We start from the raw sequence: 22,824 nt of genomic DNA, 5'->3' as shown, positions 1-22,824 counted from the left end.
GTAAGCCTAAACAATATGTTATTAAAATTAATCGTTTTTATCAGTACGTTTAATTTTATCAATTAAAATATACGGTATTACCCTAAAAATAATATCAAACATTTGGCGCAGCTGTGTGCAAATTTGGTAAATAGTTTTGCTTGCTGCCATAAAAAAACTGCAGTTTTTTAGCTGCAGTTTTTGTGGTCATCGATAATTAGTTGCTGTCTTAGTCTTAATTGTTTTCTGGGAAATATTTATCAGTCGGTTTGTCGGTTAGATCAAAACCTGGTTGTCCGATGTTTTGTTGTAAATGATGGCGTAAGGTATCAATCGGGAATTTTTGATTAACAAGGCGTTTGGGTACGATTTGGCTGCCTTGTTGGCTTTCATCGGTTTTTGGATTTTTGACATCAAACATCATAAAGATATAGTCAGGCGTTTCTTGCCAGTTGGTGACATTGTCCCATTTGATGACCGCTTGCTGCATACCGCTACTACGCACCAAAGGCTGATTGTAGCCGCGTGGCATGGCGGGCATGTTGGGTGCGGGCATGGACATCACTACCCCGTGCTGCTGTACGCCAAGCTTGATTTGTTGCATCTCTGGCGGCATGCTTTGGCTTGCCATTTGTTTTTCAAATTCCCGTTTGACATACCATTTAAGACCGTAAGTACGCGCTAGCAAATAAATCACCACACCCACAAGCATCAACCAAAAAATAATGGTGGAATAACCGTGCACAAAAATCAGACCTAAAATCGCTAGCACCACAATGACTGCCAAAATTGCCCAAGTTTTTGGGGTGATTTTGGTCAAAGTTTGGTTGTTGGCATCAAACAGCTGTAGCTGTGCTTGACGAAACTCGTCCTCGGTCAGATTCAAATCCACAGGTTGTAGGGTGTAAGGGTACAGCGCCATAAACAATTCACTCACTATCAAACGATAGTTACAAAACGATAAAAGAAGGCTTATCTTACCCAACCTTGACCCAAAAATAAACCTAACAACGCACTTTTTGATAAATTTTTGTTTTACCGCCAATGCAGCGAGGGGCGAACGCCGATAAGCGCATACCGATAAATCGTCAATTTGCCGTGTATTTATAGTCGCTACCGTGAAAAATCGCTGCAATCTTGGTATCATACACGCTGATATCAACAGCCATTTTGCTGCTTTAACTCAAGTTTGAACAATTTAAGGAACTTATCGCCATGATCGACCCAAAATTACTGCGTACAGAACTAGACACGGTCGCTGAAAAACTTGCCAAACGCGGCTATGAGCTTGATAAAGCATTTTGGCAGCAAGTCGAAGAACAGCGCAAATCCATTCAAGTCAAAACCGAAGAGCTACAAGCCAAAAAAAATGCGGGCGCCAAACAAGTCGGCTTGATGAAACGTAATGGCGAAAATACTGACGCTTTGATGGCAGAAATGGCAACCATCAGTAGCGACATGAAACAAGCGGAAGACGCGCTCAAAGCCTTGCAGGAGAAAATTTTAGCGGCAGCTTTAACTATCCCAAATTTACCGGATGACAGCGTGCCGGCAGGTAAGGATGAAAACGACAATGTCGAAATGCGTCGATGGGGTGAGCCGCGCCAATTTGATTTTGAGGTCAAAGACCATAGCGACTTGGGCGAAGATTTGGGGTTACTTGATTTTGAAATGGCTGCCAAACTGACTGGCTCACGGTTTAGCGTGCTAAAAGGTCAACTCGCCAAACTCAACCGCGCCTTGATTGCCTTTATGCTTACTACCCATACCGACAAATACGGCTATACTGAAATGTATGTGCCGTATATGGTCAATGCCGACAGCCTACTTGGTACAGGGCAGCTACCAAAGTTTGAAGAAGACCTATTTAAGCTGCGCGGTGAAAAAGAGTATTACTTAATCCCTACTTCAGAGGTACCGCTTACCAACAGCGTGCGTGACAAAATCTTAGATCCCGAAGCTCTGCCAATCAAAGTGACTGCCCATACCCCCTGTTTTCGTAGTGAAGCGGGCAGTGCCGGGCGAGATACTCGCGGCTTGATTCGTCAGCACCAGTTTGAAAAAGTGGAAATGGTGCAAATCGTCCATCCTGAGACTTCAATGCAAGCCTTAGAGGACATGACAGGACAAGCGGAATATATCTTGCAGCAGCTTGGTTTGCCGTATCGGGTGATTGTGCTATGTGGTGGTGATATGGGCTTTGGCGCGGTGAAAACCTATGATATCGAGGTGTGGCTACCGTCTCAGACTACCTACCGTGAAATCTCTAGCTGCTCAAACTGTGGTGACTTCCAAGCGCGCCGTATGCAAGCGCGTGTCAAAGATGGCAAAAAAACCGAGCTGGTGCATACTCTAAATGGCTCAGGTCTTGCGGTGGGTCGTACTCTGCTTGCCATCATGGAAAATTATCAAAATGCGGATGGTACTATCACGGTGCCTGAAGTGTTGCGTCCGTATATGGGCGTTGATGTGATTGGTTAGTGGTAAGATTGAAAAAATAGCCAGTTGCTTGACTGGCTGTTTTTTTATTCTCTATAAACTGAAAATTTAAAAAAAATGAACTAATAAATTATGATAAGATGAATATTGAAACATATATTTACAAGGAAAAAGTTATTAAATGAGTAATATCCATAATATTGATATAAGTTTACAAGATATTGTCAAGAAAATTTCTAAAGACGTTTATTTAATACCTAAATTTCAAAGGGACTTTGTTTGGACATCTAAAGATATAATTGATTTGGGCGATTCAATTATTAGAGGATATCCTATTTCTTCTCTATTGATAATGCCAGAAAATGGTAACTTAAAAATTGGTTATCATGGTTTGTTGAAAGATGAAAGTAGTCTTAATATAGTTAATTCTGAAGAAGATAGCGAAACTAAATATTATGTTTTAGATGGTCAACAAAGAATGACATCTATTTCAAAGTTATTTTTATCATTGGATATTAGAAATGAATACTACTATGACTTGTTATCAATATTAATGGAAAGGTTTCCAGAAGATAAAATTGAAAATGATAGTGGTCTAAATTCATCAAAAGCTAAAATTAATCAGGAAGCACTTTGTAGAAGTTTTAATAGAGGTCAAGATAAGAGTGACAAACCTACTAGAGATAATAATAGGTTTATATCTGGAAAAAGTATTATAGAGAATAAATTTGGTTCAGTAGTAAGCAAATTTCTGAGAAATTTAAAGGATATTGATGAAGATAAATTTGATAAGTACATGGATTACCTTAACGGTATTTTGGGAGCTGTAAGTGGTTATAGTGTTCCAGCTACAGTTATTAGTGGCGACTCAGAATTAGGAGTTGTTATTAGAGTATTTGAAAAAGTCAATTCTACAGGTAAAAAATTAACTTTATTTGATTTAATTAATGCAAAATCTTTCCAAGTACAATTAGAAGTGTATAAAGGAGGATTATCAACTTTTCTCAATAACAAGATAGACGATAAGATAAGCAGTAATACAAATTTAAAAATTGGGCTACAAGATTTTTTCAAATACAATGAAGATAGTGAAGTATATGAAAAACTAGATAGAATTATTAGAATATTCGAAATTGCCCATTTGCTTGAACAAAATTCTATTCCTAATTTAGTACAATCAAATATGCTAAAACGTAACGCAGAGTTTTGGTTTGAGATGTGGAATAAGAAATCACATGTTTTATTCAATATTATTCAGTGGATAGAAGAAGAAAACCTACTAGATATTGGTCAAATTACTTTTTTAGAATATGCGATTGCTATATTTTTAGCTAATCCACAAAGTTTTGAAAATGCTCGGTTTAAAAGGGAAGTGAAGAAATACGCTCTGTATCTTACGATTAGCAATACCAACTTTAGTAAATCAAATTTAGATACTGTAGAAAAATTATACGATATATCTAAACGTGTAGTGAATGAACATGAGTTTAAAAAATATGATTTTGATGCTTTGTTTTCTACACCTAATCTTACCCCTAGTAAAGTTTTAGAAATAACTACAACTAAAGCTGAATTTAGAGCAGTTTTAAACATATTATATGATGAAAAGCCAAAAGGAAAATTTGATAGAGATATTTTAGGTAACAAGGTTTTAAAAGTTAATCCTTCTAAATTTGATAATCATCATATCTATCCAAAAACAAGGGTTTCTGATTTCTCCAATAAGAGTCCATATAACTCCATTGCTAACATTGTGTTAGTGGATTCTAAACAGAATAGAGAAGAAATAAAAGATAAAACACCTAGTGATTATTTCAAATTTATAGAAAATCTTGAGGGTGGTAGAGATTTTAGTGAAGCCAACCTTATTGATTTAAATGAAGCTTTAAAAGTTTCATCAAATGATGACGCTCTAATGTTTATCACAAGTAGAGCAAATAAAATAGCAGAAATGATAAATTTTTTCTTTAAAAATTGATTAGAAATTTTTAAATTTAAAGGGTTGTGATAGAATCTATGACAACCCTTTTTTAATAAAATTCTAGCAAAAATTACGCCACTTCACCTTTTAAGAAGTCTTGCGCGAATTTTTGCAATACGCCCCCAGCATTATAAGTATCCACTTCCGCTTGGGTATCAAGACGGCAGGTCACAGGCACTTCAAGCGGCTGCGAGCCTTCTTTATTAATCACCAGCGTCAAATCACAACGTGGTGAAATGTCACCAATCACATCATACGTCTCAGTCCCATCTAGCCCTAGCGTGATACGCGTCGTCCCAGCTTTAAATTCAAGCGGCAGCACGCCCATACCGATAAGGTTGGTACGGTGAATCCGCTCAAAACCTTCCGCCACAATCGCTTCCACCCCGGCCAGACGCACACCTTTGGCAGCCCAGTCACGGCTAGAGCCTTGACCATAGTCCGCCCCGGCGATGATAATCAGCGGTTGCTTACGGTTCATGTACGTCTCAATCGCTTCCCACATCCGCATCACTTGACCTTCAGGCTCAACGCGAGCCAGTGAGCCTTGCTTGGTACTGCCATCGTCATTTTTCACCATTTCATTGAACAGTTTTGGATTGGCAAAGGTCGCACGTTGCGCGGTTAAATGGTCGCCGCGGTGGGTGGCGTAGCTGTTAAAATCTTCTTCGGGTAAGCCCATTTTTGCCAAGTATTCGCCTGCTGCCGAGCTTGCCAAAATCGCATTGGACGGCGACAAGTGGTCGGTGGTGATATTGTCAGGCAAGATGGCGAGTGGACGCATATCTTTGAGGGTGCGTTCGCCCGCTAGCGCGCCTTCCCAGTAGGGTGGACGGCGGATATAGGTTGACATGGGTCGCCAGTTATACAGTGGGCTGTCGGCTTTTTCGCTGCGGTCAAGGTTGAACATCGGGATATAGATTTGACGGAATTGCTCAGGTTTGACGTGTTTTGCCACAATCGCGTCAATCTCTTCATCCGATGGCCAAATGTCGATAAGGCGAATCTCTTTACCATTGACCACGCCAAGCACGTCTTTTTCGATGTCAAAACGAATCGTCCCTGCAATCGCATACGCGACGACTAACGGCGGGCTTGCCAAGAAGGCTTGTTTGGCATACGGGTGGATACGTCCGTCAAAGTTGCGGTTGCCTGATAGCACTGCAGTGGCATACAGGTCACGGTCGATGATTTCTTGCTGAATCGCTGGATCTAACGCACCCGACATACCGTTACAGGTGGTACAGGCAAATGCCACGATACCAAAGCCGAGTTTTTCCAGTTCTGGCAATAGGTTAGCATCTTGCAAGTATAGTTCAGCCACTTTTGAGCCAGGGGCGAAGGATGATTTCACCCAAGGTTTACGGGTTAAGCCAAGTTCGTTGGCTTTTTTGGCAAGCAATGCCGCTGCCACCACGTTACGAGGGTTTGAGGTGTTGGTACACGAGGTAATAGCGGCGATAATCACCGCACCATCAGGCATTAAGCCATTCTCTGATTCAGGCACGGCTTCACCTTCGGCATGGGCAATGCCTTTGGCAGAAAGCTCAGAAGTCGATACGCGCGCGTGGGGATTTGAAGGACCTGCCATGTTACGAGTCACGAGTGACAAATCAAACTCAAGCACACGCTCATAGTCGGCATTGACGAGGTCAGATGACCAAAGCCCTGCGGTTTTGGCATAGTTTTCTACCAATTCAACTTGTTTGTCTTCACGACCTGTCAGGCGTAAATAGTCGATGGTTTGCCCATCAATATAAAATAACCCTGCGGTTGCGCCATATTCTGGGGTCATATTGGCGATGGTGGCACGGTCACCGATGGATAGGCTGTCTGCGCCTTCACCGAAGAATTCCACATACGCACCGACCACGCGCTCTTTACGCAAAAATTCCGTCAACGCCAACACAATATCGGTGGCGGTGATGCCAGCTTGGCGTTTGCCTTTGAGGTGAACACCCACGATATCAGGTAGGCGCATCATCGATGGGTGACCGAGCATTACGGTTTCTGCTTCCAGTCCACCGACACCCACCGAAATCACGCCCAGCGCATCCACGTGTGGGGTGTGGCTGTCTGTGCCCACGCAAGTATCTGGGTAGGCGATGCCGTTTTGTACTTGGATAACAGGTGACATTTTCTCTAGGTTGATTTGGTGCATGATGCCGTTGCCTGCGGGAATCACATCGACGTTTTCAAAAGCAGTCTTTGTCCAGTTGATAAAGTGAAAACGGTCTTCGTTGCGGCGGTCTTCGATGGCGCGGTTTTTTTCAAACGCATCTGGGTCATAACCACCACATTCCACAGCAAGCGAGTGGTCAACAATCAGCTGAGTTTGTACCACAGGGTTGACCTTGCTTGGGTCGCCGCCTTGCTCGGCGATGGCATCACGCAAGCCTGCCAAGTCTACAAGGGCAGTTTGACCCAAGATATCATGACACACCACACGCGCAGGGTACCAAGGAAAGTCTAACGTACGCTCACGGTTGATGAGCTGTTTGAGTGCAGCGGTCAGTTCGTTTGGGTCGCTGACTTTACGCACTAATTGTTCGGCTAAAATACGCGAGGTGTAGGGAAGTTTGTCATACGCGTCTGGGGTGATGTCATTCACCGCTTGGCGGGTGTCGTAGTATTCTAAGTCGGAATTAGGGAGGGGTTTACGGTATTGATTGGTCATTTGGCTTAACCTTAAAATTAATAATCCATTAGAAAAAAAGCCCTTCAAATCAATAGGTAGGCTGACCTGAAAGGCTTTTTATACGATTAAAACGCTAATTATTGACGCTCATCCAGTGGTACAAATTTTTGGTCATCAGGGCCTGTGTAGTTGGCAGAAGGACGGATGATTTTGCCATCAGCACGTTGCTCAAGCACATGCGCTGACCACCCTGCGGTACGCGCAATCACAAATAATGGGGTAAACATCGCCGTTGGTACGCCAAGCTTGTGATAACTCACTGCCGAGAACCAATCCAGATTTGGGAACATTTTTTTGTTATCCCACATCACGCTTTCTAGGCGTTCTGCCACATCAAATAGGGTCATGTCGCCAGTCTCTTTGGATAAGTTACGAGCCACTTCTTTGATGACCACGTTGCGTGGGTCGCTCACGGTGTAGACAGGGTGACCAAAGCCAATGATGACTTCTTTTTTCTCAAGACGTTCAAGGATGTCTTTTTCTGCGTCGTCGGCATTGCGGTAGCGTTTTTGGATGTCATACGCCACTTCATTGGCGCCGCCATGTTTTGGACCTTTTAACGCACCGATTGCGCCTGAGATGGCGGAATACATATCCGAGCCAGTCCCTGTGATCACACGGCTGGTAAAGGTTGATGCATTGAACTCATGCTCAGCGTACAAAATAAGCGAGATGTGCATGGCTTTGATATGCGATTCACTGGGGGCTTCACCTTGTAATAGCTCAAGGAAGTGACCGCCAATGCTGTCTTGGTCGCTCTCAAGGCTGATGACTTTGCCATTGTGGCTGTAGTGATACCAGTACAGTAGCATTGAGCCTAATGAGGCGATAAGCTTGTCGGCGATATCACGGGCTTCTGAGGTAGGTTGGCTTTCACGCTCAGGCAAGGTGCAGCCCAGTGCCGATACGCCAGTACGCATCACATCCATCGGGTGGGCGTGGGCAGGCAAGGCTTCTAACACCGCCAGTACATTGACGGGTAAGTTACGCAGGGTTTTAAGTTTTTTCTTGTACGCCGCTAGCTCATGACGGTTTGGCAAATGACCGTGAATCAGTAAGTGCGCTACTTCTTCAAACTCGCTGTCTTTTGCCAAATCCAAAATATCATAGCCACGATAGCTTAAGTCATTGCCTGTACGACCTACGGTACATAGGGCAGTGTTACCGGCGGGCACCCCTGATAGGGCAACGCTTTTTTTGGGTTTTGGCTTGTTGTCAGTCGCGTCTGTCACTGGGGTGTCTTTTGACATGGTAAAACTCCTTTTTAGCTTTATTAAGTGTTTAGCCTTAAGTGTTTGGCATTAAGTGTTGAGCATAGTTCGCCAATTATTTTTTTGATTTAAATAATGCGTCCAATTTTTGCTCGTATGAATGGTAGTTTAAGAAATCATACAATTCCATACGGGTTTGCATGGTGTCGACCACGGAGGTTTGTACGCCTTCATCTTTTAACGCTTGGTAGACATTGAGGGCGGCTTTGTTCATCGCACGGAACGCAGATAATGGATAAAGTACCATGTCAACACCCACGTCAAATAATTCTTTGGTGCTGTAAAGGTCTGTTTGCCCAAACTCAGTCATATTGGCAAGCACGGGAATGTCTAACACGTCGGTAAATTTGCGGTACATGGCGATATCGGTCAATGCTTCAGCAAAAATCATGTCCGCGCCTGCTTCTTGAAACGCCACCGCACGTTCAACCGCAGCATCCAAACCTTCCACTGACAGCGCATCGGTTCGTGCCATCACCACAAAATCTGGGTCAACTTTGGCATCCAGCGCAGCTTTTAGACGGTCAACCATCTCGCTGGTTGAGACGATTTCTTTGTTGGGGCGATGACCACAGCGTTTTTGCGCCACTTGGTCTTCGATATGGACCGCGGCAACGCCTGCTTTTTCCATTTGTTTAATGGTTTGGGCGATGTTAAATGCGCCGCCCCAACCTGTGTCGATGTCAACCAATAATGGCGTGTCAACCGCATTGGTGATACGGGTGGCATCGGTTAATACATCGTTAAGGCTCGTCATACCAAGATCAGGCAAACCAAATGAGGCATTGGCAACACCGCCACCTGAGAGATAAATCGCTTTATGACCGACTTGGCTTGCCATCATGGCAGTGTAGGCATTGATAGTGCCAACGATTTGAAGGGGACGACCTTCGGCTTTTTCAGATTCGATGGCGTCACGGAATTTACGACCTGCAGAGATAGGTGCCATGTTGCTTCCTTTTTACATGATTGAAGGGGAAAATAGCAAAGTTAATGCTAATCAGTCCTGCTTTAGGTTTAGGGTAGGGCAGGTTATTTGCTGCTTTGCCTTAGTATATCCATCAGTATACGCACAAAAAAACTAGCTGTCAGTACGCGATTTTTAAAAATTAAGTTAAGTAAAAATAAAAGTATTTGGAAAATGAATAGTAAACTTCTATTTTTACATAATTAGTTACTGTAACTTTTAAAAGGTGAATATTTTGCCAAAAGTTTGAAGCGTTTATTTACATTTATTTACAATAAACAGGCGCCCGTTGCTACATTCTTCTAAAATAAGTTTAACAAACTAGGCATGATATACAGGTTAAAATTTGAGGAATTACTTATGGCACAATCAACGTTACCGAGTCATATCAAACAACTGGTCGATAAAAAAAACTACGTCATCGCCATCAAAACCCACGCACAAGAGCAGGGGATTAGCTTAGACGAAGCAAAACAACAAATTGATGCGTATGAAAATCAAGCGTTAGCGGCAAACAGTCAAACGCCGCCTACTGCTCATCCTGCGTCATCAGTAGAGACTAAAGAACAAGGCTTTAGCACATTGACACAAGGGCTTGATAATCATCTTAAACAAGAAAATATCACCCTACCGTTATTGCCAAGATGGGTGAAACGGGTGAGTGTGATTATCTTGGTCATCTTGATAATAGGTTGGTTGTTTTATCGATGGTTTAAATAATTAATTGTTCAAATAATTGCGGGTTTAGATGATAAGCGATGCAATAAAAAAAGCGTATGACGATTCAATACGCTTTTTTAATGAAATGCTCGTGTTGTTGGACTGCAATTAATTGCCAATTTGCATGTATTTTTGGAAGTTTTCGGCATAGTCGTCAATATTGTCAGACAACATTCGCTCAAAATTCTTGGTGAAATGTTCGATAATATCTTGCTTTTCTTTGGCATAATCAGCGCCTTTGACAAAGCCCGTTGCCGCTGTCCATGCGCTAAAACGCGCGACTGCATACAGCATGGAGGCATTGATTTTACCTGCGTGTATATCATCGGTGCGAAGGGTATTGGCAAGCTGGATAAACTCATCAGCGCGCTCATAAAACGCGTTCATTTCTTCGGTGATTTGGTTGGTGTTTTCGCTCATAATTTTTCCCTGCAATTTTCTACCATCAATTAAACGTTAAAAAGGTGCGTAAAACGCACCCTACAAATCTTGTATTTCGTCAATAAAATTATAAACCCGCGTCTGCTCTAAGTAGTGCCGCGCGGTCAGTACGCTCCCAAGTAAAAGCGGTTTCAGTGCCTTGGCGACCAAAGTGACCATAGCTCGCTGTTTGCTCATACATGGGCTGGAGTAGGTTAAGCATACGCGTGATACCATACGGACGTAAATCAAAATGCTGGCGGATAAAATCGACAATCTTGTCATCGCTGATTTTGCCCGTGCCAAACGTGTTGACAGAAATAGAGGTTGGCTCTGCTACACCGATGGCATAACTTACTTGAATTTCACAGCGCTCCGCCAGTCCTGCCGCTACGATATTTTTGGCAACATAACGCCCTGCGTAGGCTGCACTGCGGTCCACTTTTGATGGATCTTTACCTGAGAACGCACCGCCGCCGTGACGCGCCATGCCGCCATACGTGTCTACGATGATTTTACGACCCGTCAAACCCGCATCCCCCACAGGACCACCAATCACAAATAACCCTGTTGGGTTGATATGATACTTCGTATCCTTGTGCAGCATCGCAGCTGGAATGACAGGCTTGATGATTTCTTCCATGACCGCTTCATGCAAGTCTTTTTGCGAGATACTGGGATCGTGTTGGGTTGATAGTACCAACGCATCAATAAACGCAGGTTTATCGCCATCATAGCGTACCGTGACTTGCGCTTTGGCATCGGGACGCAGCCACGCTAATGTGCCGTCTTTACGCAATTGCGCTTGCTTTTCCATCAAACGATGGGAAAACTGAATGGGGGCAGGCATCAACACATCCGTCTCATGGGTGGCATAACCAAACATCAAACCTTGGTCACCGGCGCCTTGCTCTTCAGGGCGCGAGCGGTCAACACCTTGGGCGATTTCGGGGGATTGTTTGCCAAGCATATTGATAACCGCACAGGTGGCGCCATCAAAGCCCAATTCTGAGCTGTTGTAGCCAACGCGCAGGACGGTATCACGCACGATTTTTTCGAAATCGACATTGGCGGTGGTAGAGATTTCACCCGCCAGCACCACGCCGCCTGTTTTGGTCAAGGTTTCGCACGCCACACGCGCATGGATGTCTTGCTCAAGGATGGCGTCAAGGATAGCATCAGAGATTTGGTCAGCGAGTTTGTCTGGGTGACCTTCACTGACGGATTCAGAGGTAAATAGTTGATATTCACGCATTTAATTTTCTCATTACATTAAGGGTGATAGAAAATTAATCGCTTTGCAAACCTATCTCTATTTTACATTTTAAAACAAGAACAAAGCAAAAATAGAAAGTCACGGACTGCGATACAGCACGAGCAAGTTTGCAAAATGATTAACGAAAAAATGATTAATATGACTAATAGCAAAATGACTCATATAAGTCACTGTCGCTACAGTGGAAAAAGTCAGGGGATATTATAAGGGATTTTGCCAAATTAACCTAATGCTTTTAAATGCCTAACTGGAATAGGCTAATGGGGTAATTTTAACAAGTTTGATGATGGCCGGTTTTTTAATGGGTGGGCTTTTTTGATAAACCCAATCACTGATACAATATTTCGCGTTATTCTGCTTTAACTTCTCACCCATCAACCCCATTATTTACCCATCTGTGACTACGATAAAGACAATAAAATGCGACCACCTCAATCTTCCCGCTCCGAACGTGAACTTAGCCAACTTGCCCGCCAAATCCAAGATGATGCCCAAATCACCGGTGTCAATGCCAGTGGCACCCAAATCTCAAGTAAACCTTTTGAGATGGTGACCGAATTTGAACCATCAGGCGACCAACCGCAAGCGATTGCCAAATTGGTTGATGGTGTCGACAAAGGCATGCACGGCCAGCTGCTCTTGGGGGTGACAGGCTCAGGTAAAACCTACACCATGGCAAAAGTGATTTCCCAATGCCAGCGTCCCACCATTATCATGGCACACAACAAAACCCTTGCCGCCCAGCTATATGGCGAGTTTAAGGCGTTTTTTCCGCACAATGCTGTGGAGTATTTTGTCAGTTATTACGACTATTATCAGCCTGAAGCATATGTGCCTGCCAGCGATACTTTTATCGAAAAAGACAGCGCCATTAACGACCATATCGACCAAATGCGACTGTCCGCCACGCGTGCGCTACTCGAACGTCGTGACGCCATTATCATTGCATCGGTATCTTGTATCTATGGTCTTGGTGACCCAGAAAGCTACCTAAAAATGCTCCTCCACATCGTGGTGGGTGACAAAATCGACCGCACTGCCATGCTCAAACGCTTGGTGGAGCTGCAATATACGCGTAACGAGCTTGACTTTGGGCGAGGTACTTACCGCTTGCGTGGTGAAGTGCTCGATATTTACCCGGCTGAGTCTGAACAGCTTGCGGTGCGTATCAGTATGTTTGATGATGAAGTGGAAAAAATCACTTGGTTTGACCCGTTGACAGGTAAGAACGTGCGCAGTGTGCCACGCATTACCATCTATCCAAAATCTCACTACGTGACCCCACGAGACAAGCTCGAAAGAGCCAGTGGCACTATCAAAGCCGAGCTTGAACAACGCCTTGAGTATTTTCGAGCGCATGACAAACTGATTGAAGCGCAGCGTATCAAAGAACGCACCACTTATGATTTGGAAATGATTCAACAGCTTGGCTACTGTAACGGCATTGAGAACTATTCGCGCCACTTATCGGGACGTCCTGCGGGTGAAGCACCGCCGACGTTATTTGACTATATTCCGCCCGATGCCTTGTTATTTATTGATGAAAGCCATGTAACCGTGCCACAAGTCGGCGCGATGTATAAAGGCGATAGAAGTCGTAAAGAAACCTTGGTCAATTACGGCTTTCGCCTGCCGTCTGCGATGGATAACCGCCCGCTGATGTTTGAAGAATGGGAGCGTATTACCCCTGCGACCATTTTTGTGTCGGCGACCCCTGCCCAATACGAGCTTGAGCACAGCGAACAGGTCGTTGAGCAAGTGGTACGTCCGACCGGTCTAGTTGATCCACAGCTTGAGATTCGCCCTGTCTTGACACAAGTTGATGATGTGCTATCAGAAATCAACATTCGTAAAGCCAAAGATGAGCGAGTGCTGATTACCACGCTCACCAAACGCATGGCAGAAGATTTGACCAGTTATCTAAAAGAGTACAATATCAAAGTCGCTTATTTGCACTCGGATATCGACACGGTGGAGCGGATGAAAATCATCCACGAACTGCGCACAGGCGTGCATGATGTGCTGGTCGGTATCAACCTGTTGCGTGAGGGCTTGGATATGCCTGAGGTGAGTCTGGTGGCGATTTTTGATGCGGATAAAGAAGGCTTTTTACGCTCGGAGCGTTCGCTCATTCAGACCATCGGTCGTGCCGCGCGCCATGTCAATGGTAAGGCGATTTTGTACGCTGACAGCATTACCCCAAGTATGCAAAAGGCGATTGAAGAAACCGAGCGTCGCCGTGCCAAACAGATGGCGTATAACGAAGAACATGGTATCACACCGACATCCGCTCGTCGTCAGATTACCGACAAAATCGACACAGGCGAGGCAGAAGCCCCAAATGATAACCAAGCGATTGCAGTCACCCATGCGTTCCCCGATGTGGATATTTCGATTTTGCGTTCGCCTGATTTGCTGTCCAAAGAGATTGCACGGTTAGAAAAAGAGATGAAAGCCTTGTCGCGTGATTTGAAGTTTGAGGAAGCGGCAAAAGTGCGCGATAAGGTGGTGAGTTTAAGGGAATTTGTTTTACAGTAATTTCAGTTACATTTATAAACAGGTGAAAAAGGCTTAAAAATGCAAATAATGACTCAAAGGTTTACTGAGCAATTAAGACTTCTACGTTATTCACACCTTGAAACCTGCATGATATGTAATCATCGATTTTGTGAAAATGAAACAACTCACTTTGGCTATGGCGAGAATGAACTTGCTTTAGAAGTTTGTAATGATTGTATTGATACTTTAGTTGAAACTGCAGTTAGACATGTATATAGCAAGTTGCCATATGAAAAACCTGAGTTAAATACTAAACTTTGGCGTTATATGGATTTTACAAAATACGTTAGTATGCTTTCATCTTCTTCGCTATTTTTTGCAAGGGCTGATACCTTTGATGACTTTTATGAAGGTGCAAAAGGAGTCGCTAAAAATAAAGATAAGTGGAATAGTTTTTATTTAGAATTTTTTAGACATGCTTTAACTAATCCACCAGAAGGAATAGATTTGAATCATGATGAAAGTTATATTGAGTCTGAATCAAAAAGATTATTAAAAGAACTTGAGGAAGGTGGTAAAAATATACGTAAAAGAGTATTTATTAACTGTTGGCATGCAAATGATTATGAATCTGAGGCAATGTGGAGACTGTATGCACAATTATTTAATAATGCTGTAGCTATTCAAACCACTTATGAAAGTCTTTACGAAAATATTGGAAAAAAATATCTAATTGAAATTGGAAAAGTAAAATATATTGATTATTCAAAAAGTTTTGCAGGAGTTAATGATTCATTTTGGAAAAAAAGAAAGTCATTTGCTCATGAACAAGAGGTTAGGGCAATCATTCACGATTTCGAAACGCAAGATTTAGGTAAGTTAGTTTCTTGCGACCTTAATAATTTAATAGATAATGTCTATGTTTCTCCTACTGCCCCAAAATGGTTTCATAAACTGGTAGAAGAAATTAATTTAAAATATGGTATAACTGTGCCTGTCAAACAATCCCAACTTAATGAAGAACCATTTTTTTGATATTTTTTCATTTATTCAGAAATTAGATTTTAAAGAGAGCAAAAATGACCAACGTCACACAAAGCAACCAAACCGAAAACCCACAGTTATTAAACACCGAAATGCCTGATGTGCCCACCAATATACCCACGCCAGACCCCAGTTTAAATAGTCACCAATTAAATAGTAATCAACCGCAAAAAATCTACCTAAAAGACTACACGCCGCCTGTCTTTAGCGTCAATCACATTGACTTAAAAATTGAGTTGTTTGATGGCGCTGATAAAAAGCATGCAACCGTGACCGCCAATCTTGACATGACAAGAAACACGGCAGGCGATTTGGTGCTCTTTGGACGAGAATTACAAATTGAATCAATTAGCTTAAACGGCAAAACCTTAAGCAAAAGCGACTACCAACTAGACCAAGAAAGCCTAACGATTGTTAACGCGCCAGACACTTGTCAGATTACCACCGTCGTCACCATCGTGCCGCAAACCAATACCAGTCTTGAAGGCTTATACCAAGCAGGGGAAGGGGCGGATAAAATGTTCTGTACCCAGTGTGAGCCAGAAGGGTTTCGTAAAATTACCTTTTATCCAGACCGTCCCGATGTGCTTGCCACCTTCACCACACGCATTGAAGCGGATAAAACTTACCCAACGCTGTTGGCAAATGGTAATTTAATCGAAAAAGGCGAGCTTGCGGGCGACCGTCATTTTGCGGTGTGGCAAGACCCCACCAAAAAACCCAGTTATCTATTCGCTTGCGTGATGGCAGATTTGGACGTATTGACCGATCAGTATGTCACCAGTGAAGGGCGTGAGGTGCTGCTTGAATTATACGCCAAGCATGAGAACATCGAGCAGTGCCACGTCGGCATGCAAGCGTTAAAAGACTCAATGAAATGGGACGAAGACAACTACGGACGGGCGTATGACCTTGACCGTTATATGATTGTGGCGGTTAGCCAGTTTAATATGGGCGCGATGGAAAACAAGGGATTAAATATCTTTAACACCGCTTGCGTCCTATCTAGCCCAGAGACCACCACCGATCGCCGTAACTTTAATGTCAAAGCAGTAATTGCCCATGAATACTTTCATAACTGGACGGGCAACCGTATCACCTGCCGTGACTGGTTTCAGCTGTGCCTAAAAGAAGGCTTTACCGTATTTCGTGACCAGTCTTTTTCCGAAAGTCTGCATTCCCCTGCGGTACAGCGGATTGATGATGTGGCAACATTGCGAGCGGCGCAGTTTCCTGAAGATGCCAGCCCATTGGCGCACCCGCCACGCCCTGACCATTTTGTCGAGATTAATAATTTCTACACCGCCACAGTGTACGAGAAAGGCGCAGAAATCGTACGCATGATTGCCAATACGCTTGGCAAAGAAAAATTCCGCCAAGGCACGGACGAATATTTTCGCCGTTATGACGGGCAAGCGGTAACGGTTGAAGACTTGTTATCTGCACTGAGCGTTGCAGACCCAAGTATTGAAACATTTATTGATTGGTACACCCAGCCAGGCACACCGACGTTATCAGGGTATTTTACTGTGGAAAATAACCGTTTGGTGCTATCGTTAAACCAACACACGCGCCAAGTAGCAGGCTATCCTGCACCAAAAGCCTTGCCGATTCCTGTTAAGATGGCGATTTTTAACCGTGCCAATGGGCAGCTGGTACACGAAGATTTGGTATTACTGCGCGATGACCGTCAGACGTTTAACTTTGACGGTTTATTTACCACAGCGGATTTTGACCCTGTAGTGTCATTGCTTCGTGATTTTTCCGCGCCTGTGCAGCTCAATTTTGAGTATAGCAATGATGATTTGGCGTTTTTGATGCAATATGAGACCAATGGCTTTAACCGTTGGCAAGCGGCACAGTTGTTGGTCAATCGTATTTTATTGCAAAATGCCGATACCGATGCCTATATCACAGCATTAAAAGCCAGTTTGCCAGCGCTATCAGAAACCGATCCCATGCTAGCGGCGCGGTTACTAGATATGCCAAGCGAGCGAGAGCTGGGCAGTGCGATTCAGACCGACTATGACCCTAACCAAGTTCGTGCCCGTCATCAAGCGGTCAAAAAAGCCGTGGCGATAGAGCTTAAAGACATTTGGCAAAGTGCGTATGCCAAACTGCCAATTACCGCGTATGAAGATACAGCCGAAGCCATGGGCGTGCGGGCGTGGCGAAATGTAGTACTGGATATGGCGTTATTGGCAGGCGTGAGTGATGCCAAACACTGGGCGATTACCCAGTACCAACAAGCGTCTTGTATGACTGAGCGTTTAGGCGCGTTAAATGCCGCGGTGGAGCATGGTTTGCCCCAAAAAGCCGAATGGCTTGCCGATTTTTACCAACGCTTTCATCATGATGCATTGGTGATGGATTTATGGTTTGGTGTTCAAGCCAATGACAGTCAGGCGAGCGTTGCCGATATTTTTGCGTTAACCTCACACCAAGACTTTGATATCAATACCCCAAATCGTGTGCGTGCGGTGCTCGGCGGATTGCTTGCGCAGCCTACCAAAATTTGGACACAGCAGGGCGTTGAGCAGTATTTGAGCATGATGCAAGATTTGGATAAACGTAACCCACTGTTGGCGTCACGTTTGATTCAAGGTTTATCAAATTGGAATGCCTTAGTAGCAGACAAAAAGTCAATGGTTAACGAAGCTTTGATATTAAGCCAAGCTAATATGTCGTCCAAAAATGTGAAGGAAACCTTGCAAAGTATGCTCAATAATCTTTAAAATGCAAGCTTAAACGCTGACAAGCCGTATCAATAAAATCAAGGGGTAACGCAAAATGTCACAATCTGACCGACAACAGATTATATTTTGCTTTATCCTAGCGATTACCGCGCTTGCCGTGGCAATGGGAATCGGGCGATTTGCCTTTACACCGATTTTGCCCTTGATCATACAAGAAGGCACGGTCCATCTTGCGCAAACGGCGTGGTTATCAAGTAGCAACTATATTGGCTATTTGGTCGGGGCGCTGTCACTGCTTAAAAGTAACCGGCACCCGCTTTTTATTATGTTGGGTCTCACCTTAGTGACGCTTACCACTTGGCTTGCTTCGCTAAGCGGCTTTGGTTGGTTACTGGTGTTACGCTTTTTGGCGGGTGTGGCAAGCGCTTGGGTGCTGGTATCTATCAGTGCATTTGCAATCAATTGGTTAAAATCAAGACAGGTAGCCAGCAGCGGGTTGATTTATACGGGTGTCGGTATCGGTATCACCCTTACAGGATTGATTTGTAGCTATTTTATTATTCAATCAGTGACAGTAAATGCCGCTGTTCAGTCATCATTGAGTCCATTATCGAGTCGATTATGGCAGTATCTAGGCGTGATTGCGCTGCTCGCCACCCTGCTTGTCACCTTTTTGCTGGCGAAAATCAACTCGCAGTTTGCCACAACAGCCGCTGCCAAAGCCAACCCTACCCATACCAAAGCCAACCATACCTCTTCTAGCATACCCCCACCTGCCAAGCTAAAATTAGCGAATGTATTAACCGCCTATGGTTTATTTGGATTTGGCTATATTTTACCTGCGACTTTTTTGCCACAAATCGCCAAGCAATGGTTATCGGGGCAAAGTTATTTGCTGATTTGGCCATTTTTTGGCTTGGCGGCGGCTTTGTCGGTGGTGTTGTCGCAGGGATTACAACGCCGTTATAACAACTTTTCTTTGCTCGGTGTTTGGCGAGTGTCACAAATCATCATGGCGGTCGGTACGTTATTGCCTGCACTTTGGCAGTCGTTGGCAGGTTTGATGTTGTCAGCGCTGATGGTGGGCGGCACTTTTATGGTGGTGACGATGGCAGGGCTGCAAGTGGCGGCAAGCCAAGTCACCCACTATCCTAAATACAACTTAAGTGCGCTGATGACAGCAAGTTTTGCATTTGGGCAGCTTATCGGACCGCTAGCCGCGCTAGTTGCAACAGGCAACAATATTTGGCTTGCGTTGTTACCCGTCTCAGCTATTGTTTTGCTTATTGGGGTGGCGCTGCTTTGGCGACCGTATCAACATCAACAATCATCAAGTCATGTTTAAATCACTTTTAACGGGGCAACCATGAATAATCAAACTGTGAGCAATCAAACATTATGAGCAAACCATTTTGACGTTTAATGAAGCGCGTGAGCGTAAGCCATACCGTCAAAAATTTGCCGATTACTACAGTCAACCGTATGTCGCTGCTGCAGAAGATTGGCTCAAAGCGCAGGGTTTTTTGACAAAACAAAAATAACGTGTAAAATTCGCGCAGTTGACAGATGAGAGCAAAATTATGGCAAATTCGCAAAGACAACCCACCCATCAAAATACCGGTAATGATAGCGGCTGGTTCCCAAAATGGCAGCCTTACGATGGGCATTTAGATCATCATCCTGTGCGTATTCATGAGTATTTACCTGCTGATAAAAGTCTGTTATTTGGGCTGCAACATGCGTTTGCGATGTTTGGGGCAACGGTGCTTGCGCCGTTATTGATGGGATTTGATGCCAACCTTGCGATTTTGATGGCGGGGCTCAGTACGGTGCTGTTTTTCTTTTTGACGGGTGGGCGAGTACCCAGTTATTTAGGGTCAAGTTTTGCCTTTATCGCGCCTGTGATTACTGCAACGGCTTATACAGGCTCAGGCTTTAACGGTAATTTATCCGTGGCGCTCGGTGGTATTTTTGTCTGTGGTATTTTTTATGCCATGGTCGGATTACTGGTGATGAAAACCGGGGTTGGCTGGATTGAGAAACTCATGCCGCCTGTGGTAACCGGTGCGATTGTGATGATTATCGGGCTAAATTTGGCGCCAGTCACTATCAAAGGCGTATCGGGTAACCAGTTTGATAGTTGGGTCGCGTTGATGACGGTGCTTTGTATCAGTGCGGTCGCTGTGTTTAGCCGTGGTATGTTACGTCGTTTGTTGCTACTGATTGGTTTGGTATTGGCGTATATGGCATATTTTGTGCTCACCAATGTGCTGGGGTATGGCAAGCCGATTGATTTTACCCCAGTTGCCCAAGCAGCTTGGGTCGGATTACCCAATTTTTATCATCCGACATTTGATATCAACGCAATAATTTTGATTGCCCCGGTTGCCTTTATTTTAATCGCCGAAAATTTAGGCCATATCAAAGCGGTGGAAGCCATGACAGGACAAGCGGTATCGCCCTATATGGGGCGGGCGTTTTTTGCCGATGGTCTCTGTACAGCGATGTCATCGAGCATGGGCGGTACGGGCGTGACAACCTATGCAGAAAATATCGGCGTGATGGCAGTGACCAAAGTATACTCGACCACGGTTTTTGTGGTGGCAGGCTTGATTGCTGTGCTACTGGGGCTGTCGCCAAAATTTGGCGCGATTATTCATACCATCCCAGCGCCATTATTGGGCGGTGCTTCCATCGTGGTGTTTGGGCTTATCACGGTAGCAGGGGTTAAAATTTGGCTGGATAATCACATTGATTTTAGCAAAAATGCTAATTTAATCATTGCTGCGGTGACCGTCATTATGGGGGCTGGGGATTTTAGCTTACATATTGGGCAATTTAATTTGGGCGGTATCGGTACTGCGACAGTGGTCGCCATCGTGTTAAATTTACTGTTTAGCCGCAGTGAAAAAGCCAAATTGACGGTTTTAAAATAACTTAAAAAACGCGTTACTTTGGGTAGGGCGTTGTTGCTTGATAAGCTGTTTGATAAGCTGTTTGATAAGCTGTTTGATAAACTGTTTGATAAGCTGTTTGATAAGTTGTTTGCCAAAAAGAAAAATATGTCACCAAAAATGGACGAAAAAGGATGTCGCATGAGCGAAAACAATGTAGCAAAACCCAAGGGATTGAGCGCAACCAGTTATTTGTTTGTACCCGCCATCAATATTGAGCGGGTGGAAAAAGCCTTTGCCCGTGGCGCAGATACGGTGATAATTGACTTAGAAGATGCAGTCAGTGATAGTGTCAAAATGCAATCGCGCGACAATGTGGTCAATTATCTAAGCGGCGCCGATGCTAAGCCTGTTTGGGTGCGTATCAATGCCGCAAGTAGCAACCACCAAGCGGGCGATATTGAGTTGCTCAAATCTTTGCCAGCATCTGCAATCAACAATGTGATTGGGGTAGTGCTACCCAAAGTCGAGCACGCCATAGAGATTGACCGCGTCCGTCATGCGCTCGCCAAACCCATGATTGCCTTGATTGAGACACCCAAAGGCATGGCAAATATTCCCGACATCGCCGCTGCCGCAGGATTGACTGCGCTCAGTTTTGGCTTTTTGGATATCTGTGAAAAATTGGGCGTGCGTGCAGACAGCGAGGCAGGTCAGGTGGTTGCCAACCAAATCCGTTATCAGCTAAGCTTGCATAGTGCCATCAATGCGCTCACCCCACCGATTGAATGCGTATACCCGCCTTTTAATGACGATGACGGATTGACTGAGCGGGTTAACGGGTGGCGCGATTTGGGTTTTTCAGGGATGCTATGTATTCATCCAAACCAAGTCGCCATTGTCAATGCACTGGCTAGACCGAGCCAAGCACAGCTTGCCTTTGCCAAAAAAGTGGCTGACCATTATGCACAGACAGGGCTTGCGGCATTTGCCCTGGATGGACAGATGGTCGACACCCCGGTGATTGTGCAAGCGCAAAAGCTGATTGAAAAATACCAACCCTAAGGCTAATCAAACCCTAAGCCAACTTATAACAACACAAACCATAACAAGGCAAACTATAACAAGGAAAATCATGACAACGCATAGTGAGCATAGTAACAGTAAACCCACCCTAGAGACGATACTCAATCATCGCTCGATTCGCAAATTCACCAATCAGCCAATAGATGCAGCGACGTTTGAGCAGCTTATCGAAGCGGGGATGGCAGGCTCATCATCGGGGTTTTTGCAGTCGGCAAGCATCATTCGGGTGACAGATGCAAAGCAGCGCTATGACATCCGCCGTATTTGCGCCGATGCCCAGCAAGCCAAAGATGGGGAAAAATACGGTCATCCCTATGTGGAGCAGTGTGCCGAGCTACTAATTTTTTGTATGGACAACCACCGCCACCAAACCCTTGTACCCAACGCGCAAATTGATTGGACTGAAGTCACCATTGTTGGGGCGGTTGATGCAGCCATTATGGCGCAAAATCTGCTACTAGCGGCTGAGAGCATGGGATTGGGTGGTGTGTATTTGGGCAGTATCCGCAATGACATCAAAGGTATGGGCGACATACTCAAACTGCCACAAGGCGTGGTGCCGCTATTTGGCATGGCATTGGGTTATCCTGACCAAAACCCTGCCATGCGTCCACGTTTGCCAAAGGAATTGGTGGTGTCAACCAACCAATATGAACCCGCTGACAAATCCGCATTATACCAGTATAACCAAACCGTTGCAGATTATTATGCGGCGCGTGGTCAAGCAGGGTCAGATTGGGTGCAAACCATTGAAAGTTATTTGGATAAACCTGTCCGTCCCGACGTGCTGCCTTATCTTAACCAACAAGGCTATGCCAAAAAATAACCCAAAGCTCAATCAATAAATTCATCTA

At 44.5% G+C, this 22,824-nt stretch carries 17 protein-coding genes; 11 read left to right on the top strand and 6 right to left on the bottom strand.

The genetic code is table 11. The features are described from left to right. Positions 1–214: 214 nt before the first annotated feature. Positions 215–901: a YcxB family protein gene (locus tag ACH0AB_RS02080; RefSeq protein WP_406877057.1), complete on the bottom strand. Its 687-nt coding sequence runs from the start codon at positions 899–901 to the stop codon at positions 215–217. A 293-nt stretch (positions 902–1,194) separates the two neighbouring features. On the opposite strand from ACH0AB_RS02080, the gene serS reads away from it, so the two are divergent. Next, positions 1,195–2,460 carry a serine--tRNA ligase gene (serS, locus tag ACH0AB_RS02075; RefSeq protein ID WP_368890888.1) on the top strand — a complete coding sequence of 422 codons (1,266 nt, stop codon included), beginning with the start codon at positions 1,195–1,197 and terminating at the stop codon, positions 2,458–2,460. A 139-nt stretch (positions 2,461–2,599) separates the two neighbouring features. Continuing rightward, the gene (locus tag ACH0AB_RS02070) at positions 2,600–4,396 is read left to right on the top strand and encodes a DUF262 domain-containing protein (protein WP_406876966.1); all 1,797 of its coding nucleotides are present in this window, start codon (positions 2,600–2,602) and stop codon (positions 4,394–4,396) included. A gap of 73 nt (positions 4,397–4,469) precedes the next feature. Here ACH0AB_RS02070 and acnD read toward each other — a convergent pair whose 3' ends face one another. The 3 genes from acnD to prpB all read right to left on the bottom strand — a co-directional run bounded on the left by acnD (position 4,470) and on the right by prpB (position 9,317). Beyond that, positions 4,470–7,076, bottom strand: coding sequence for a Fe/S-dependent 2-methylisocitrate dehydratase AcnD (gene acnD / locus ACH0AB_RS02065; protein WP_406876965.1), 2,607 nt, complete (start codon positions 7,074–7,076; stop codon positions 4,470–4,472). A gap of 98 nt (positions 7,077–7,174) precedes the next feature. Continuing rightward, the gene (gene prpC / locus ACH0AB_RS02060; RefSeq protein WP_203172036.1) at positions 7,175–8,347 is read right to left on the bottom strand and encodes a bifunctional 2-methylcitrate synthase/citrate synthase; all 1,173 of its coding nucleotides are present in this window, start codon (positions 8,345–8,347) and stop codon (positions 7,175–7,177) included. Between the two features lie 76 nt (positions 8,348–8,423). Further along, positions 8,424–9,317 (bottom strand): methylisocitrate lyase, encoded by an 894-nt coding sequence (prpB, locus tag ACH0AB_RS02055; RefSeq protein ID WP_036598327.1) that lies wholly within the window; start codon positions 9,315–9,317, stop codon positions 8,424–8,426. Between the two features lie 378 nt (positions 9,318–9,695). Here prpB and ACH0AB_RS02050 point away from each other — a divergent pair, with 378 nt between their 5' ends. Beyond that, on the top strand, positions 9,696–10,055 hold the full coding sequence (locus tag ACH0AB_RS02050; RefSeq protein ID WP_239742647.1) for a hypothetical protein: 360 nt from the start codon (positions 9,696–9,698) through the stop codon (positions 10,053–10,055). Positions 10,056–10,163: 108 nt separating this feature from the next. Here the strand turns inward: ACH0AB_RS02050 and ACH0AB_RS02045 are convergent, their stop codons facing one another. Continuing rightward, positions 10,164–10,475 carry a DUF3144 domain-containing protein gene (locus ACH0AB_RS02045; protein WP_065263831.1) on the bottom strand — a complete coding sequence of 104 codons (312 nt, stop codon included), beginning with the start codon at positions 10,473–10,475 and terminating at the stop codon, positions 10,164–10,166. Between the two features lie 88 nt (positions 10,476–10,563). Then, the gene (metK, locus tag ACH0AB_RS02040) at positions 10,564–11,730 is read right to left on the bottom strand and encodes a methionine adenosyltransferase (protein ID WP_007115720.1); all 1,167 of its coding nucleotides are present in this window, start codon (positions 11,728–11,730) and stop codon (positions 10,564–10,566) included. 441 nt (positions 11,731–12,171) lie between these two features. On the opposite strand from metK, the gene uvrB reads away from it, so the two are divergent. From uvrB to nfsA, 8 genes are all read left to right on the top strand, one after another. After that, on the top strand, positions 12,172–14,289 hold the full coding sequence (uvrB, locus tag ACH0AB_RS02035) for an excinuclease ABC subunit UvrB (protein ID WP_406876962.1): 2,118 nt from the start codon (positions 12,172–12,174) through the stop codon (positions 14,287–14,289). 39 nt (positions 14,290–14,328) lie between these two features. Then, positions 14,329–15,285, top strand: a complete 957-nt coding sequence (locus tag ACH0AB_RS02030; RefSeq protein ID WP_201450367.1) for a hypothetical protein — start codon at positions 14,329–14,331, stop codon at positions 15,283–15,285. 44 nt (positions 15,286–15,329) lie between these two features. Further along, positions 15,330–18,029 carry an aminopeptidase N gene (pepN, locus tag ACH0AB_RS02025; protein ID WP_406876961.1) on the top strand — a complete coding sequence of 900 codons (2,700 nt, stop codon included), beginning with the start codon at positions 15,330–15,332 and terminating at the stop codon, positions 18,027–18,029. Positions 18,030–18,084: 55 nt separating this feature from the next. Then, complete coding sequence (locus ACH0AB_RS02020; protein WP_406876960.1) at positions 18,085–19,335, top strand: YbfB/YjiJ family MFS transporter; 1,251 nt, start codon at positions 18,085–18,087, stop codon at positions 19,333–19,335. Positions 19,336–19,402: 67 nt separating this feature from the next. Then, complete coding sequence (locus ACH0AB_RS02015; RefSeq protein WP_257619608.1) at positions 19,403–19,531, top strand: hypothetical protein; 129 nt, start codon at positions 19,403–19,405, stop codon at positions 19,529–19,531. 39 nt (positions 19,532–19,570) lie between these two features. Beyond that, a complete protein-coding gene (locus ACH0AB_RS02010; RefSeq protein WP_062330986.1) occupies positions 19,571–20,926 on the top strand; it encodes a solute carrier family 23 protein in 1,356 nt (451 codons plus the stop codon). A 30-nt stretch (positions 20,927–20,956) separates the two neighbouring features. Next, on the top strand, positions 20,957–21,949 hold the full coding sequence (locus tag ACH0AB_RS02005) for an HpcH/HpaI aldolase/citrate lyase family protein (protein WP_406876959.1): 993 nt from the start codon (positions 20,957–20,959) through the stop codon (positions 21,947–21,949). A 70-nt stretch (positions 21,950–22,019) separates the two neighbouring features. Further along, positions 22,020–22,796 (top strand): oxygen-insensitive NADPH nitroreductase, encoded by a 777-nt coding sequence (gene nfsA / locus ACH0AB_RS02000; protein WP_406876958.1) that lies wholly within the window; start codon positions 22,020–22,022, stop codon positions 22,794–22,796. The last annotated feature ends 28 nt before the right edge of the window (positions 22,797–22,824 follow it).

This window comes from Moraxella sp. 179-F 1C4 NHS (genome assembly GCF_045370505.1).
Lineage (GTDB): Bacteria > Pseudomonadota > Gammaproteobacteria > Pseudomonadales > Moraxellaceae > Faucicola > Faucicola tetraodonis.
This window is presented reverse-complemented; position numbering and strand designations above follow the sequence as displayed.

Bases quoted from the DNA above. Each gene is read 5' to 3' on its own strand.
- prpC (WP_203172036.1), bottom strand. From the start codon at position 8,347: ATGTCAAAAGACACCCCAGTGACAGACGCGACTGACAACAAGCCAAAA.
- metK (WP_007115720.1), bottom strand. From the start codon at position 11,730: ATGCGTGAATATCAACTATTTACCTCTGAATCCGTCAGTGAAGGTCAC.
- ACH0AB_RS02045 (WP_065263831.1), bottom strand. From the start codon at position 10,475: ATGAGCGAAAACACCAACCAAATCACCGAAGAAATGAACGCGTTTTAT.
- acnD (WP_406876965.1), bottom strand. From the start codon at position 7,076: ATGACCAATCAATACCGTAAACCCCTCCCTAATTCCGACTTAGAATAC.
- pepN (WP_406876961.1), top strand. From the start codon at position 15,330: ATGACCAACGTCACACAAAGCAACCAAACCGAAAACCCACAGTTATTA.
- nfsA (WP_406876958.1), top strand. From the start codon at position 22,020: ATGACAACGCATAGTGAGCATAGTAACAGTAAACCCACCCTAGAGACG.
- serS (WP_368890888.1), top strand. From the start codon at position 1,195: ATGATCGACCCAAAATTACTGCGTACAGAACTAGACACGGTCGCTGAA.
- ACH0AB_RS02050 (WP_239742647.1), top strand. From the start codon at position 9,696: ATGGCACAATCAACGTTACCGAGTCATATCAAACAACTGGTCGATAAA.
- ACH0AB_RS02080 (WP_406877057.1), bottom strand. From the start codon at position 901: ATGGCGCTGTACCCTTACACCCTACAACCTGTGGATTTGAATCTGACC.
- ACH0AB_RS02030 (WP_201450367.1), top strand. From the start codon at position 14,329: ATGCAAATAATGACTCAAAGGTTTACTGAGCAATTAAGACTTCTACGT.
- prpB (WP_036598327.1), bottom strand. From the start codon at position 9,317: ATGGCACCTATCTCTGCAGGTCGTAAATTCCGTGACGCCATCGAATCT.
- ACH0AB_RS02020 (WP_406876960.1), top strand. From the start codon at position 18,085: ATGTCACAATCTGACCGACAACAGATTATATTTTGCTTTATCCTAGCG.
- ACH0AB_RS02010 (WP_062330986.1), top strand. From the start codon at position 19,571: ATGGCAAATTCGCAAAGACAACCCACCCATCAAAATACCGGTAATGAT.
- uvrB (WP_406876962.1), top strand. From the start codon at position 12,172: ATGCGACCACCTCAATCTTCCCGCTCCGAACGTGAACTTAGCCAACTT.
- ACH0AB_RS02070 (WP_406876966.1), top strand. From the start codon at position 2,600: ATGAGTAATATCCATAATATTGATATAAGTTTACAAGATATTGTCAAG.